This window comes from Parabacteroides sp. AF27-14 (assembly GCF_003635425.1).
GTDB lineage: Bacteria > Bacteroidota > Bacteroidia > Bacteroidales > Tannerellaceae > Parabacteroides > Parabacteroides distasonis.
Genome location: NZ_QTLZ01000010.1, coordinates 64,610 through 79,385, shown reverse-complemented (window position 1 = coordinate 79,385; position 14,776 = coordinate 64,610). Strand labels below are relative to the sequence as shown.

General features: G+C 45.1%; 14 protein-coding genes. 10 read left to right on the top strand and 4 right to left on the bottom strand.

Features of this window, described 5'->3' with window-relative positions; translation table 11 throughout:
* Positions 1–161 precede the first annotated feature (161 nt).
* The 10 genes from rpmB to DWY79_RS12140 all read left to right on the top strand — a co-directional run bounded on the left by rpmB (position 162) and on the right by DWY79_RS12140 (position 8,602).
* Positions 162–401, top strand: a complete 240-nt coding sequence (gene rpmB, locus DWY79_RS12185) for a 50S ribosomal protein L28 (RefSeq protein ID WP_005857630.1) — start codon at positions 162–164, stop codon at positions 399–401.
* Positions 402–420: 19 nt separating this feature from the next.
* Entirely contained in the window at positions 421–609 is a 189-nt protein-coding gene (gene rpmG, locus DWY79_RS12180) for a 50S ribosomal protein L33 (protein WP_005857628.1), read from the top strand.
* Positions 610–625: 16 nt separating this feature from the next.
* On the top strand, positions 626–778 hold the full coding sequence (locus DWY79_RS12175) for a DUF4295 domain-containing protein (RefSeq protein WP_005638125.1): 153 nt from the start codon (positions 626–628) through the stop codon (positions 776–778).
* Positions 779–997: 219 nt separating this feature from the next.
* Positions 998–2,122: a DNA polymerase III subunit beta gene (gene dnaN / locus DWY79_RS12170; RefSeq protein WP_005857626.1), complete on the top strand. Its 1,125-nt coding sequence runs from the start codon at positions 998–1,000 to the stop codon at positions 2,120–2,122.
* Positions 2,123–2,132: 10 nt separating this feature from the next.
* A complete protein-coding gene (locus tag DWY79_RS12165; RefSeq protein ID WP_122369405.1) occupies positions 2,133–2,903 on the top strand; it encodes a 3'-5' exonuclease in 771 nt (256 codons plus the stop codon).
* A gap of 4 nt (positions 2,904–2,907) precedes the next feature.
* A complete protein-coding gene (locus DWY79_RS12160) occupies positions 2,908–4,059 on the top strand; it encodes an iron-containing alcohol dehydrogenase (protein ID WP_122369404.1) in 1,152 nt (383 codons plus the stop codon).
* Positions 4,060–4,108: 49 nt separating this feature from the next.
* Positions 4,109–5,314: a bifunctional phosphopantothenoylcysteine decarboxylase/phosphopantothenate--cysteine ligase CoaBC gene (gene coaBC / locus DWY79_RS12155; protein ID WP_121960846.1), complete on the top strand. Its 1,206-nt coding sequence runs from the start codon at positions 4,109–4,111 to the stop codon at positions 5,312–5,314.
* Entirely contained in the window at positions 5,311–6,222 is a 912-nt protein-coding gene (locus tag DWY79_RS12150) for a DUF4835 family protein (protein WP_008772391.1), read from the top strand. The genes coaBC and DWY79_RS12150 overlap by 4 nt, the downstream gene beginning before the upstream one ends.
* Positions 6,223–6,229: 7 nt before the next feature.
* Positions 6,230–7,894, top strand: coding sequence for a DNA repair protein RecN (recN, locus tag DWY79_RS12145; protein WP_122369403.1), 1,665 nt, complete (start codon positions 6,230–6,232; stop codon positions 7,892–7,894).
* Positions 7,895–8,083: 189 nt separating this feature from the next.
* A complete protein-coding gene (locus DWY79_RS12140; protein WP_232285140.1) occupies positions 8,084–8,602 on the top strand; it encodes a hypothetical protein in 519 nt (172 codons plus the stop codon).
* On the opposite strand, the gene DWY79_RS12135 is transcribed toward DWY79_RS12140, so the two are convergent.
* From DWY79_RS12135 to DWY79_RS12120, 4 genes are read right to left on the bottom strand one after another with little or no spacing between them, the layout of a single operon-like run.
* Positions 8,599–9,378 (bottom strand): LytTR family DNA-binding domain-containing protein, encoded by a 780-nt coding sequence (locus tag DWY79_RS12135; RefSeq protein WP_008778407.1) that lies wholly within the window; start codon positions 9,376–9,378, stop codon positions 8,599–8,601. The genes DWY79_RS12140 and DWY79_RS12135 overlap by 4 nt on opposite strands.
* Positions 9,371–10,411, bottom strand: coding sequence for a sensor histidine kinase (locus DWY79_RS12130; RefSeq protein WP_122369402.1), 1,041 nt, complete (start codon positions 10,409–10,411; stop codon positions 9,371–9,373). The genes DWY79_RS12135 and DWY79_RS12130 overlap by 8 nt, the downstream gene beginning before the upstream one ends.
* 3 nt (positions 10,412–10,414) lie before the next feature.
* Positions 10,415–11,725, bottom strand: coding sequence for a TolC family protein (locus DWY79_RS12125; protein ID WP_122369401.1), 1,311 nt, complete (start codon positions 11,723–11,725; stop codon positions 10,415–10,417).
* A gap of 9 nt (positions 11,726–11,734) precedes the next feature.
* Positions 11,735–14,776 (bottom strand): efflux RND transporter permease subunit, encoded by a 3,042-nt coding sequence (locus tag DWY79_RS12120; protein ID WP_122369400.1) that lies wholly within the window; start codon positions 14,774–14,776, stop codon positions 11,735–11,737.

Here is a 14,776-nt window from a genome sequence, read left to right as displayed (position 1 = left end):
AGAATTCTTGCGGATAAATCAAAATAATTCTTACCTTTGCACCCTGTAAAGATAAGACTCTATTAGAATCTTCGTTTTTGTTCATGATGCTAGTTCAGAAAGGGAAGACACATAGCAGGAGTTGACTTAAATTTCGTATAATTTAAAAGAACAGATTAGAAATGTCTAAAATTTGTCAAATTACTGGAAAGAGAGCAATGGTTGGAAACAACGTTTCTCACTCAAAGAGAAGAACGAAGCGTAAGTTCAATGTCAACCTGTTTACGAAGAAGTTCTACTGGGTAGAGCAGGATTGCTGGGTTAGCTTGAATATATCTGCGGCTGGCTTACGTACAATCAATAAGTTAGGTTTGGATGCGGCTATCAAGATGGCGGCTGAAAAAGGTTATTTGAACGCATAATTTGTGGAGGATATAGAAAATGGCAAAAAAAGCAAAAGGAAATAGAGTACAGGTAATCCTTGAGTGTACAGAGCACAAGGAAAGTGGAATGCCGGGTATGTCTCGCTATATCACTACGAAGAATAGAAAGAATACTACTCAGAGATTGGAATTGATGAAATACAATCCGGTTTTGAAGAAGATGACGTTACACAAAGAAATTAAGTAATAGGAGATTTTAAACGATGGCAAAAAAAGCAGTTGCAACATTTAAGAAAGGTGACGGTCGTACTTATTCCAAAGTGATTAAAATGGTTAAGTCTCCGAAAACAGGTGCATACATCTTCCAAGAAGAAATGATCCCTAACGAAGCAGTAAAAGATTATTTCGCTAAATAATTAAGTAGCGAATAATAAAGAATATAAGAGGCTTCTCTCCGATAAAGCGGAGGGAAGCTTTTTTTGTACCCTAAACTTTTGAAAGTATAGTTGGTTACAAATAAAATATTTTCTTAATTTTGTTGGGTTAATTTGTAGAGATGGGGCATGCCGTGTCTCTTCCCATCCAAATGGTAGTTTGTGTGAAATAATAATATAACAAGATAAAATATTAAAGCTATGAGATTCGATGTATCCAGCACTGCGCTATTATCACGTTTACAGTCTATAAGCAAGGTTATCGCTTCCAAGAACTCTTTACCGATTCTGGACAGCTTCCTTTTTAACCTAGAAGGAAATACGCTTACGGTGACAGCTTCCGATGCCGAGACCCGGTTGGTGACTTCCGTAGACGTCATGAATGCCCAAGGTGCCGGACTCTTTGCGGTTTCCGCCAAGATACTGCTCGATCCGCTGAAAGAGCTTCCCGAACAACCGCTTACTTTTGATATCAATGATGAGAATTTGGAGATTTTCATTCATTTCCAGAATGGTAAGTATAATTTTATCGGTCAGAAAGGGGACACATATCCGCAGCAGAAGCCGTTGAATGATAACGCTATCTCTATCTCGATGGATGCCCAGATGCTGTTAAACGGCATCAGTCGTTCCTTGTTCGCCACGGCCGATGATGAGCTTCGCCCTGTAATGAATGGTGTCTATTTCGATATCCATACGGATGATTTGACGTTCGTGGCATCAGACGGACATAAATTGGTTCGCTTGCGTAACTTGGCGGTGAAATCCCCGGAACGGGCTTCTTTCATTTTGCCGAAGAAGCCGGCTAATTTATTGAAGAATTTGTTGGCGAAGGAGTCGGAGCAAGTATTGATTAAGTTTGATGATAACAATGCGTATATTACTTGCACGAACTTCGAGATGGTTTGTCGTTTGATCGAGGGGCGTTACCCGAACTATAATAGTGTGATTCCTCAAGAAAACCCGTTTAAGGTAACGATCGATCGTATCTCTTTCTTGAATGCTTTAAAGCGTGTTTCTGTCTTTTCTAATCCGGCGAGCAGCTTGGTGAAGTTGCACTTGAAGGATAGCTTGATTACGGTTTCCGCCCAAGATATCGATTTCTCCACTTCTGCGGAAGAGCGTATTGTTTGTCAGTTTGACGGGACGGAGTTAAGCATCGGTTTTAAGGCTACATATCTGATTGAGATCCTTGGAAATATCAGCTCGGAAGAGGTTGTATTAGAATTAGCGGACCCTTCACGTGCCGGCTTGATCGTTCCTTCTGAGAATGATGAGGACGAGGACTTGCTCATGTTGCTGATGCCGATGATGTTGAATGACTAATAAATAAATAATGCAGTTAAACTTAAGGAACCCGCTGGTCTTTTTTGATTTAGAGACCACGGGTATAAATATCGTAAAGGACCGTATCGTAGAGATTTCCTACGTGAAGGTCTTCCCAAATGGGAAAGAAGAAACGAAGACACGCCGGATAAATCCCGGTATGCCTATTCCCCCCGAATCTACCGCTATTCATGGCATAACCGATGAAGATGTAAAAGATTGTCCGACCTTTAAGGAGATCGCTAAATCTTTGGCAACCCAGATCGAGGGTTGTGATTTGGCCGGATATAATTCCAACCGTTTTGATATACCCATGCTTGTCGAGGAGTTTCTGCGTGCGGGTGTGGATATCGATTTGAACCGGCGCAAATTTATCGATGTACAGACGATTTTCCATAAGATGGAGCAACGTACGTTATCTGCCGCTTATAAATTCTATTGCAATAAAAGCTTGGAGAACGCTCATACGGCTGAGGCTGATACGTTGGCTACATATGAGGTGTTGAAAGCGCAGCTGGATCGCTATCCGGATTTGAAGAATGACGTTGCTTTCCTTTCCCAATATTCCTGCTACTCGAATAATGTGGATTTCGCCGGACGTATGGTTTACAACGATAAAGGCGAGGAGGTTATTAACTTCGGTAAGTATAAAGGCCGTTTGGTAACGGAGATCTTGAAGTCGGATCCGGGTTATTATTCTTGGATCATGAATGGCGATTTCCCGTTGAATACGAAGAAAATGTTGACAGAGATCCGTTTGAGAGACTTTAATTCAAAATAAGGCGATGAATAATTTTGAGTTTTGCAATCCTGTAAAGGTTGTGTTCGGCAAAGGAAGTATTGCCCGTTTGTCTGCGTTAATTCCAGAAGGAAGTAAGGTTCTGGTGGTATACGGTGGCGGTAGCATTAAGAAAAATGGCATTTATGAGCAGGTGACGGCAGCTTTGAAAGACTTCCATACCTATGAGTTTGGTGGTATTGAGGCGAATCCCCGTTATGAGACTTGTATGAAGGCTGTTGAGTTGGTGAAGGGGGAGAATATCGATTTCTTGCTGGCGGTAGGCGGCGGATCAGTGATCGACGCTACGAAATTTATCGCTTCGGCTACGTTTTTCGAGGGAGATCCTTGGGATATCTTGTCGAAAGGTGGCGTGATAAAGAAAGCGCTTCCTTTAGGAGTAGTGCTGACTTTGGCCGCTACCGGTTCGGAAATGAATGAACGGGCGGTAATTTCCCGGGAATCTGTCCATGAGAAATTGAATTTCATGTCTCCGTTGGTGTTCCCTAAGTTCGCTATCTTAGATCCGCAGGTAACTTATTCTTTACCAGAGCGACAGGTGGCTAACGGTGTCGTTGACTCGTTTATCCATGTGGTCGAGCAATACCTGACTTATCCGGTGAACGCTAAGGTTCAAGATTATTTTGCCGAAGGATTGATGAAGACAATCGTGGAAGAAGGCCGCAAGGTCTTGCAAAACCCGAATGATTATGATATTCGTGCTAATTTGATGTGGGCGGCTACGAATGCCTTGAACTGTTGGATTGGCCAAGGAGTACCCCAAGACTGGTCCTCACACCGTATGGGATATGCATTGACGGCGCAGTTCGGCTTGGATCATGCCCAGACTTTGGCGGTTATCTTGCCGGGTGTCATGACCTATATGCGTAAGGAGAAAGCGGCGAAACTGATCCGGATGGGAGAGGTCGTATTTGGTATTACCGAAGGATCTGCCGATGAAAAGGCGCAAAAGTCAATAGAGGCTACGGAAGATTTTTTCCATTTCATGGGATTAAAGACCCGTTTTTCCGACTATGGGATCAAGGAGTCCGACTTGGATGCTTTGGTGGAACCTATCGATCGAATGGGATGGAAACTTGGCGAATATGGCAATATAAACTCAAAAGTAGCCAAAGAGATTCTTTTGTTGAGGTTGTAGAGACGCAACGTGCTACGTCTCTACTGGCAAAGATAAATTGATTCGATATATGACATTGAAAGATAAACATATTATATTAGGAATTACGGGGAGTATAGCCGCATACAAAGCCGCTTATATCATCCGGGGATTGGTGAAAAAAGGAGCCGAGGTACAAGTGGTTATCACGCCGGCGGGAAAAGAGTTTATCACTCCGCTTACGTTATCGACGTTGAGTAGCCACCCTGTAATCAGCGAGTTTTTTTCCAATAGGGATGGTACATGGAATAGCCATGTGGATCTGGGGCTTTGGGCGGATGCCATGTTGATTGCTCCGGCTACCGCTTCCACGATCGGTAAGATGGCGAACGGAATCGCCGATAATATGCTGATAACTACTTATCTTTCTTGCAAATCCCCTGTATTCGTGGCTCCGGCCATGGATTTGGATATGTTCGCTCATCCGAGTACCCAACAGAATCTGGAGCGCTTGCGTTCATTCGGTAACCGGATTATCGAACCTGCCGAGGGGGAATTGGCGAGCCATTTGGTTGGTAAAGGCCGGATGGAAGAACCCGATAAGATTATCGAGGTTTTGGAAGACTTCTTTTTCGCTCAAAAAGATCTTGAAAAAAAAAAGATCTTAATAACAGCAGGTCCGACATATGAAAAGATAGATCCCGTACGTTTTATAGGTAATTACTCTTCCGGTAAGATGGGGTTCGCTTTAGCGGAAGCTTGTGCGGAGAGAGGGGCGGAGGTGACTTTGGTCGCTGGTCCAGTCTCTTTAAAAACACATCATCCGGCTATTAAACGAATCGATGTTGAGTCTGCCGGGGAAATGTACCAAGCGGCGATAACCGCATTCCCGAGTAGCGATGCTGCCATATTATGTGCCGCTGTCGCCGATTACCGTCCGGAGAATGCTTCCGAGCAGAAGATCAAACGGGAAACAGAGGGAGAGATGACGCTTCATTTGGTTCCGAACCCGGATATCGCCGCCTCTTTGGGTGCGATCAAGCGGGAAGGACAGGTCATGGTGGGGTTCGCCCTGGAGACGAACGACGAGGCCACTCATGCCGAAGGTAAACTGAAGCGGAAGAATCTCGATTTCATCGTCTTGAATTCTTTACGAGACCAAGGTGCCGGTTTCCGTTGCGATACCAATAAGATCACGATTATCGACAATGCCGGAGGAGTAACGAGCTATCCGCTCAAAACGAAGCGGGAGGTAGCCTCTGATATCGTAAATAAGTTGGTAACATTATTGAAATGAGAAAAGTAAGAAGACTGTTTTATCTATTCATGCTTTGCGCCGCTCCTTTTTGTGGGAAGGCGCAAGAGTTGAACGCCCGTATCACGGTAAACGGAGACAAGATCGCGACCGCTAACAAGCAAATCTTCACGACCTTGCAGAACTCCTTGACTGAGTTCGTGAATAACCGGAAATGGACGGATGCCACGTTTGCTGTCAATGAGAAGATCGATTGTACGATGACGATTATCGTGAATGAATTGGATGAGACGAACTTCAAGAGCGAGATCCAGATACAAGCCCGCCGTCCGGTCTATAATTCCAGTTATACAACTACTCTTCTGAATTTCAGGGACCAACAGTTGGATTTTGAATATACGGAGGGAGAGCCATTGGACTATAACTCAAATACGCTGACCAGCAATCTTACGGCCACTATCGTGTTTTACGTCTATGTGATCTTGGGGCTTGATTTCGATAGTTTCGCCCCGAAAGGTGGAACTACCTATATACAGCAGGCCCAGCAAATCGTGAACATGGCCCAGTCCGAGATGTCGTGGACGGGCTGGAAAGCTTTTGATAGCAACCAGAACCGCCATGCCGTAGCGACGGCTTTGCAAGATAACGCATCCGACGCTTTCCGGGAAATGTGGTACACGTATCACCGGAAAGGACTCGATGAAATGGCGGCAAATCCGGATCGCGGACGTACGACGATCATCGGTGCGCTTCCCGCCTTGCAGGAAGTAAAGAAAGCCCGGCCTACTTCTGTGCTTCTACAAATGTTCGCCGACGCTAAATTAGATGAGATTATCGCGATTTATTCGAAAGCGACCACACAAGAGCGGCAAGAGGGCTATAAGATGCTGTTCGAGATCTATCCGGCACAATCCACTCGCTTGGAAGAGCTTCAAAAACCAGTAAGGTAAAATAGTTATGTTGAAATCCTTATTTATACAGAACTTTGTCTTGATAGACAATTTGGATATCCGCTTTGATAAAGGCTTCTCGGTGATAACGGGTGAGACCGGAGCGGGAAAATCTATTATATTAGGAGCCTTGTCATTGGTGCTGGGACAACGTGCGGATGGCAAGAGTATAAAGAAAGGTTCGGATAAATGTGTGATCGAGGCCGTATTTGATGTCTCAAAATATCAGTTGGAGCCTTTCTTCTTAAGTAATGACCTTGAGTACGATGCGGATAGCTGTATTTTGCGCCGGGAGCTTTATGCCTCCGGCAAATCCCGTGCCTTCGTCAATGATTCTCCGGTTTCCCTTACGATCTTAAAAGAGTTGGGAAGCCGCTTGATCGATATCCATTCGCAGCATCAGAACCTATTGTTGGGCGATAACCGTTTCCAGCTGAAAGTGATCGATGTAATGGCCGAAAATGAGATCTTGCTCATTCTTTATAAGAAGGAATTTACCCGTTATCAGGCGTTGCGAAGGGAACTGAAAGATTTGAGGGACAAAGCGGCTCAAAGCAAGCAGGAGGAAGACTATATCCGTTTTCAATTGGAACAACTGGACGAAGCCAACCTTCAACCGGATGAGCAGGATGGGTTGGAGCAAGAGCAAGAAACTCTCTCGCATGCGGAGGAGATCAAAAGCTCTTTATATAAGGTAACCGAACTCTTGGACGGCGAGGAGCTAGGAGCCATCCAAATACTCAAGGAAGCCCTTTCCACCGTGGATTCCTTAGAAAGATATTTCCCGAAAGCCAAGGAGATCTCCGAGCGAATCCGCTCGGCTTATATCGACTTGAATGATCTGGCTTCCGAGACAGACGTTTTAAAGGAAGATGTAGAGTTCAACCCGGAACGATTGGAATGGGTGAATGAACGCTTGAATACTCTTTATACGCTCCAGCAAAAACACCGTGTCTCCACCGTGAATGAATTGATCGCTATACGGGATCAATACCAAGAGCAATTGCGTGCGATCGATTCTTTCGATGAGCAAATCGGTTTGTTAGAAAGTCAATTGGATGCCTCGTATAAAGAGTTGCTTCAACAGGCCTCCGTGCTTAGCGAGCAGCGTAAAGTCGCTTCCACGGCGATGGCCTCGCAATTGGTCAAGATGATTATTCCGTTGGGGATGCCGAATACCCGTTTCCGTGTGGACATCCTTCCTCGCAAAGAGCCGGAGAGCGATGGAATGGACGATATCCGATTTATGTTCTCCGCCAATAAGAGCGCGGAATTGCAGCCGGTAGCCCAAACCGCTTCCGGAGGTGAGATCTCCCGGTTGATGCTCTGCATTAAGGCTATGATTGCCGGGTTCACCGCTTTACCTACTATTATCTTTGATGAGGTAGATACGGGGGTATCGGGTGATATCGCCGATAAAATGGGGGATATCATGCAAGAACTTGGAACAAAGATGCAAGTTTTCGCTATCACCCACTTACCTCAGATAGCGGCGAAGGGGCAAGCTCATTATTTTGTTTATAAGAAGGATACCAAAGACCGTACGCTGACCCGTATCAAGCAATTAGAGGGGGAGGAACGTGTGAACGAGGTGGCCCGTATGTTGAGTGGGGCTTCGTTGACAGAGGCTTCTCTTGCCAATGCGAAAGATTTGTTGGGTATCAAGGATTAAACCTTTCTGAAGTAGGGCAGTCTTAGATAAAAGAACAAACGATTCGCTTTATTATTAACTTAAAATTGAAAAGACATGAAACGATTCAGCTTACTATGTGTGTTGGCTATATTGTGCAGTTTACCCGCTTACAGCCAGTTTTGGATCAGTTTTGGGTGGAATGAACCGCATTGTCAAAATTGTCTTTGGATGGAGCAAGCGATGCATTTGCCCGCTCGCCAAGCAGCGGAATACCATAAGATCATCCATAAGTACGGACAGAAAATAGAGAAGGAGGCCCGCCGTGACTATCGGTATTGGGACCGTGCGGCCCGCCGTATTTACGATTTGCGTATGGAAAGGGATCGTAAGATCCAACGTATATTGACTCCGGCCCAGTTCAATCTATATGTCCGTTTTGTAAGGGAGCATCCGCAACGTATCCATGATTATCGGGGATGGTATGCGAATCCGAGATATCCGGATCGCCGCCCGTCCCATGACTGCCGTCGCTATGAGGATAACTATTGGAATTACCGCTGGGGTACCATTCACCATGACAATCATTGGAGAGACGACCGGCATGACTCAGATAGACATTGGGATCGTGACAATCATCGTCATGACTATCGGAAACCAGCGAAACCGGATAAGCCCAAACCTAAAAAGAATAAGAAGGATCGGGACGATAGAAAAGAACGGTATTATAGCAATGGGCGAAAGGTCTAATAATTCAACCATAGCTTGAAAGAGGCCCATTTTTCTTTGCTGACCAATATTTTCTCTTTATGTTCCGGCTTTATGTGGACAATGACCTTATTCTGAAAATAGGGCTCTATTTTCACGATGGATTCGATATTTATGATCGTCTGCCGGTTCGTCCGGAAAAATTTATCGGGATCTAATTGTTCCATGAGTTTATCCAGCGGGAAATCGATTATGTACTCCTTGTTTTGGCGTGTGACAGCGAAGGTGATCTTGTTTAATGAATAAAAGTAGGCGATATCCTCCACCTGTAAAGTGATCAGTTTCTCGTTGCCGGAAATAAGGAAACGGGTCCTGTATTTCTTGCCGGGATACGTGAGGGAATGGAGTACTTCCAATAAATCATTTTGCTCTAAGAGCTTCTGGTTGTACTTAGACGTGACATGCTCGAATTTTTGGATGGCTTCCTCCAATCTCTCTTGTCGTATCGGTTTGAGTAGATAATCAATACTGTTTACCGTAAAGGCCCGGACTGCATATTCATCGTAAGCGGTCGTAAAGATAATGAGACTTGTAGGACAAGCCTGTTCTATAAATAAAAAAGAATTTCCATCCGACAACTGGATATCCAGAAAAACGATATCCGGATGCGGATGGGAAGCGAACCAAGCCACGGATGATTCGATGCTTCCGGGTATCTTGATGATATCCCATTGCGGGCGTAATTTCTTTATCATACCTTCCAGTAACCGGGCGGCCGGTTTCTCATCTTCGATAATGGCTACTTGAATATTATTCATAAATAAGTGGGATTGATACGGTGAATTGGTGATCATTTTTACGGATTTGGATATCCTGCTTACATAGTAATTGATAACGCTCCGACAAATTCTTTAATCCTTTACCGGATGCGTTTGAGACTTTTTTAGGTCGTAATGTATTGCTGACGCATAGATATCGACCGTTCTTTTCAGTATATACTCGTATGGTCATCGGGTTAAAATCGTCGATATAATTATGTTTCACGACATTCTCGGCTAGCAGTTGCAGTGTCAGTGGGGGCAATTGATGGTCAATGACGTTGTTGGGAAGATCGCGTTCCAACGACAAACAATCTCCCAGCCGGACTTGATGGAGGAATATATAAGAATCCAGAAAATCAAGCTCCTCTTTTAAAGAGACGATCTGGCACTGTTGCTGGCGGAGCACGTAACGGTATACCTCGGATAGATGCTGCGTAAACTTGACCGCCGTAGATGGATCATACTCTATCTCCGCTATCAATGTATTCAAGCTATTAAACAGGAAATGAGGATTTAGCTGGCTTTGGAGAGCGGTATATTTAGCTTGTATAGATTCTGCTTCCAATCTTTGTTTCTCCTTATATAAATTCAATGTATAACGCATCGAATAATTAATCAAGAGAAGGCTGAAAATGATCATCTCCACGAACCAGACGGCTATTACTAAACCGGCCCCTTTTGCCCGGATCACGAAAGGATCGCCAATGCTTGTGATCCATTTCAACGAGATAAACAGGGTACAATTCATAAGTAGCAATAGGATCGCTACCAGCAGATAATGCCATAACATCCGGCTCTTATCGATATAATACAATGGGTAATTGGTAGCCATCCAATTACTGCTGACCAGTAAACTGAAACCGAACAGGTTGAATACCGCTATCGTGATGGACAAAGCGATCAATGAAATTTTTATATCGGGGATGCGCTCTTGTAGCTCCGTATGATATAACAGCAAGAAATAGGAAAAGACCCCTAATGCCGAAAACAAAAGGATACATGCCGATTTCCCGTATGATATTTCTTTCATGACCTATTCTTTTTCGCGAAGATAATAAATTGCCCGTTCGAAATCCGTCTTCGCCATCTGTGCGTTTAGTTTGGATTGTATATAATTAACCTGAGCTTGCTGATGATATAGTTGAGCGTTGATAACCTCGACGATGGAAACATTCCCCTCCTTATAACGCTCCATGGCCATTTGTTCACTTTCGGATGCTTTTGATAATGAGCTCTCGGTTAGTTTGACTTTATCGATAGCTTGCTTATAGTTGTAATGGGCGGTTTGTATTTCCAGCCGGATCTTATCTTGCGCCTTGCTGAGATTCTGTTGAGCCATATTGATGGCGTACGAGGAAGCGTTGCGGGTACTTTTACGTTTTCCCCATTCGAAGAGCGGGATACTGAACTTGGCGTAGATCGCATAGTTCGGATCTAGGTTGGATTTGAAGTTATAGCCCGGTGAGGAATAACTTCCATCTACTCCAATATGGAATTGGGGTAAGAAACGGGCATCTGCTATTTTCCGGGATGATTCCTGTAACTCGATCTTGTTTTGGGCGATCCGGTATTCCGGCCTGCTGGTTATCGCGTTATCTATCTCATCCGATAAAGGGATAAATTGTTTGAGGGCGATTACGGAATGATCGATCGGCAAGGTATCGCTCGGGTTTACACCAGCGAAAGAATTAAGGGCTAAACGTGCGATCTCGGCGTTATCACGAGTTTGCAATAACTGGAAATCCGCGTCGTTTAGTTTTACCTCCGCCATAAGAAGGTCGTTTCGATCGATATATTCGACTTCTACCCGGTGGCGTACGACCTCTACCAGTTGCTGTATAGATGTACGAAATGCCTGTGCCACGAAAACCAGCTCGTGTTGGGCTACCGCATTCCAATAGTAGATATCGGCGTCGTGTAGGGTATTGCTTTTTATACGATTGGATTCATTGGATGCCAACTCTTTTTCTTGTTTCGCTTTTTGGTAGTTAGCACGAAGGCCGCCTCCGGTATAAATAGGTTGTGATAGGGAGAGAGTCGCCCCATATTTCAGATCTTTACCTTGAAAATAAAGGGGGGAACTCATAGATGGCAAATCAATCGATAATTCTAGCGGATTACCGGTATAATTGAAATTACCTCCCGCCGAGAGTTTCGGTTTGAAATCCGCACGGGCCGATTTTATCATTTCCTGTTTCATGGCCTCGTTGTATCCCGCTGCTTTCAAGTCTTGGTTGTATTCCAAGACTTTTTCCCTATATTGCGCTTGATAATCGCTGTTTTGTGCGATTAACGGGAAGGATAGGAAGGATAAGAGACCGCTGATAATATATACTTTGTCCATTTTTATCGTTTATTTGTGAGGTGAATGAATCCGGTAAAACAATGCGTATAACGTCGGGGTTACGAATAACGTAAGTAAGGTGGCGAAGGTGAGTCCGAAGATAATAGTCGCCGCCATTCCACCGAACGCTACGTCGAAAAGTAAAGGCACCATTCCTAGAATAGTCGTGGTAGCCGCCATCAAGACCGGGCGAGTCCTTGAGATGGTTGCCTCTATGATCGAGTCGTATGGAGAGATACCGTTACGACGTTGCGTGTTAATCTCGTCTAATAATACGATTACGTTTTTGATAATCATACCCAAGAGTCCCAACCATCCGGCGATCGGGAAAAAGCCGAAATCGAACCCGGTAAGTAACATACCGATCGCTACCCCGATTAAGGAGAGAGGGAGCACGCAAAGGATGATTATCGGTTGACGGAAATTGGAGAATAAAGCGACCAATATAACAACCAACATCAAGAATGCCAACGGAAAGAATTTGACAAGGGCTTGTAATCCCTCTGCCTGGTCTTTATATTGTGAATCCCAGAAGAAGCTATATCCTTGGGGCAGGTTCATTTTCTCGATCTCTTCCCGAATCTCACCATGTACCTCAGACATGGTGTAACCGTTTTTCACGCCACACATCGCTGCCATAGACAATTGCCGGTTGTAGGTCTTGATCTGCGGATATTCCCATGTAGAGGTTACTTGTTGGGTTACTTGCGACAAAGGAGCGGATTTCTCTCCATTCCAGACCGAGAAATCGCCTAATGAATGGGGATCATTGATTCCGCTCGTCTCCGATTTCAATAAGACCGGGACTTTCTTTTCCTCATCCCGGTAAATCCCGATAACCGTACCTTCCTCGATGGATTTGACGGATTCCATCAAATTGGCCTTGGTGATACCTAAGGAACCGGCTTTTACCGGATCATATACCGGGCGTATCATATAGGTCATATTACCCCATTCATTCCGGGCATCGGCTACTTTCGGGTTCCTTCGCATAATGTCGATAGCTACTCCAGCCAAAGAGTCCAATACCGCCGGGTCCAGCCCGAGGAAACGGGCTTCTATCAAGGCTTCCGTAAGCGGGCTTAACTCAAACTTGTTCACCTTGATGAGCGGTTCCGGATATTTTAAGCGAATAGAGTCTTGTAGCAAGGCATGCAATTCCCGGGCCTCTCCGGATGTCTTACATTTTACCAATAATTGGGCATAGTTTGGTTGGGGACCGAAGCTAACGTTCGATAGATAATAACGGGGCGGTGTCCGTCCGATATAAGAGGAAACCATTTCCGTCTGCGAATATTCTTGGATGGATTCGGCCATATCGGTAGCGTATCGATCGGTTTCCTCGATGGCTGTACCTTCCGGTAGCCACATATCTAAAGTGAAATACTGCTTATCGAGCGAGGGCACGAACACTTTCGGGATAAACTGGAAACTCCATGCGGAGATAACCAATAGAACGGATAAGATACCTACTGTAGCGTATCGGTATTTGATGACAAGGCGTAGGGAAGACCGAAAATAATCATAGTATTTTCCGGAGAATAATTCCCCTGTTAACTCGTCCGGTCTGGGGCGCCGTACAAACTCTTGGATGAAGAATGGGGTTTGCGTAAGCGCGAACACCCAGCTGAACATCAAGGATACTCCGATCACGATCACTAAGGATGAAAGTAATTCGCCCGTGATATGCGGTGAATAGTAAATGGGCAAGAACGTGAGGATCGCGATAGCCGTAGCCGCCAGTAGAGGCAGGGCGGTGGATGAGTAAGCCCTCATGATCGCGATACGTTTGCGCATGCCTCGTTGCATATTTACCAAGGCAGAGTCCGATACTACGATGGCGTTATCTACCAACATACCCATCGCGATGATGATAGCGGCAAGAGACATTCGTTGCAAGGCGATCCCGTTGGCGAACATGACAATTAAAGTGGCGAAGATAGAGAAAACCAATCCGCTACCGATCAAAAGGCCGTTTTTGAAACCGATAAAGAACAATAAGATCGCTACTACGGTCACGACGGAGATGATCAAGTTCAAGATAAATCCTTGGTTGGCCACGGCGGACTCATATCCTTGGTCGTATATGGAGGTGAGCTCAAAACCCTTGGGCATGGTCTCCGAAAATGATTGAATACGCTTTTTCACGGCCTTGGCCATATCGACCACGTTCCCGGTCGGTATGGTAGAGATAGCGATACCGACCGCTTGCTTGTTATTGATGCGCATGAAGTTTTGGGGCGGAGTCTGGTAACCCTCTTCGATACGGGCGATATCGCCTAGCCGGAAATGCTCGCCGGAATGAGATACGATCGTAAGGTTACGGATATCATCCAAGGAGTAAAAATTACCGGTGGATTCGATACGTATGCGAGTCTCCCCGTTGCGAATACTCCCGGCGTCTACCACTTTATTCTGTCCGTCGAACGCCCGTTTGATATCAGCTGTCGTAATACCCCGATTGGATAAGATCGTGGGGTTTATCCGGATATCGATTACGGGAGTTTGTATGCCGTAGATCTCTACCTTTGCCACGTCTTTTACTTTCAGTAAATCGTCTTTGATCAGTTTGGCTTGATCCTCCAGTTCCCGGTAGGTATAAGATTCTCCGGTCAATCCGTAGAAAACACCCAATACATCGCCAAAATCATCATTGACGATGGAGGTTCCCGCTCCGGAAGGTAATTTGCTTTGTACGTCGTTTACCTTCCGGCGTAGTTTATCCCATAACTGCTGCATCTCATCAGCCCGGATTTCCTTTTTCACGTAGACCGTGATTTTGGAAAGTCCAGCCCGGTTCTCTGTCTTCAGATAGTATAACTCGCCTAAGGATTGAATGGCTTCTTCCAGCACATCCGTCACTTGGGACTGAACTTCCGAGGGGGAGGCGCCGGGATAAGGGGTAAGTACCAAGGCTTGCTTGATCGTAAACGGGGCATCTTCCAGTTTTCCCATCTTTGCGTAAGAGAACAGCCCCCCTGCCAAGATCAGGACTAGCAGGAGCCATGTAACCGCTTTGTTTTTCAGGAAATATTTGATGAATTTTTGCAT

Coding starts and splice junctions, on each gene's coding strand:
- DWY79_RS12125 (WP_122369401.1), bottom strand. CDS start 11,725: ATGGACAAAGTATATATTATCAGCGGTCTCTTATCCTTCCTATCCTTC.
- rpmB (WP_005857630.1), top strand. CDS start 162: ATGTCTAAAATTTGTCAAATTACTGGAAAGAGAGCAATGGTTGGAAAC.
- DWY79_RS12150 (WP_008772391.1), top strand. CDS start 5,311: ATGAGAAAAGTAAGAAGACTGTTTTATCTATTCATGCTTTGCGCCGCT.
- dnaN (WP_005857626.1), top strand. CDS start 998: ATGAGATTCGATGTATCCAGCACTGCGCTATTATCACGTTTACAGTCT.
- DWY79_RS12165 (WP_122369405.1), top strand. CDS start 2,133: ATGCAGTTAAACTTAAGGAACCCGCTGGTCTTTTTTGATTTAGAGACC.
- recN (WP_122369403.1), top strand. CDS start 6,230: ATGTTGAAATCCTTATTTATACAGAACTTTGTCTTGATAGACAATTTG.
- rpmG (WP_005857628.1), top strand. CDS start 421: ATGGCAAAAAAAGCAAAAGGAAATAGAGTACAGGTAATCCTTGAGTGT.
- DWY79_RS12120 (WP_122369400.1), bottom strand. CDS start 14,776: ATGCAAAAATTCATCAAATATTTCCTGAAAAACAAAGCGGTTACATGG.
- DWY79_RS12175 (WP_005638125.1), top strand. CDS start 626: ATGGCAAAAAAAGCAGTTGCAACATTTAAGAAAGGTGACGGTCGTACT.
- DWY79_RS12140 (WP_232285140.1), top strand. CDS start 8,084: ATGGAGCAAGCGATGCATTTGCCCGCTCGCCAAGCAGCGGAATACCAT.
- DWY79_RS12135 (WP_008778407.1), bottom strand. CDS start 9,378: ATGAATAATATTCAAGTAGCCATTATCGAAGATGAGAAACCGGCCGCC.
- DWY79_RS12160 (WP_122369404.1), top strand. CDS start 2,908: ATGAATAATTTTGAGTTTTGCAATCCTGTAAAGGTTGTGTTCGGCAAA.
- coaBC (WP_121960846.1), top strand. CDS start 4,109: ATGACATTGAAAGATAAACATATTATATTAGGAATTACGGGGAGTATA.
- DWY79_RS12130 (WP_122369402.1), bottom strand. CDS start 10,411: ATGAAAGAAATATCATACGGGAAATCGGCATGTATCCTTTTGTTTTCG.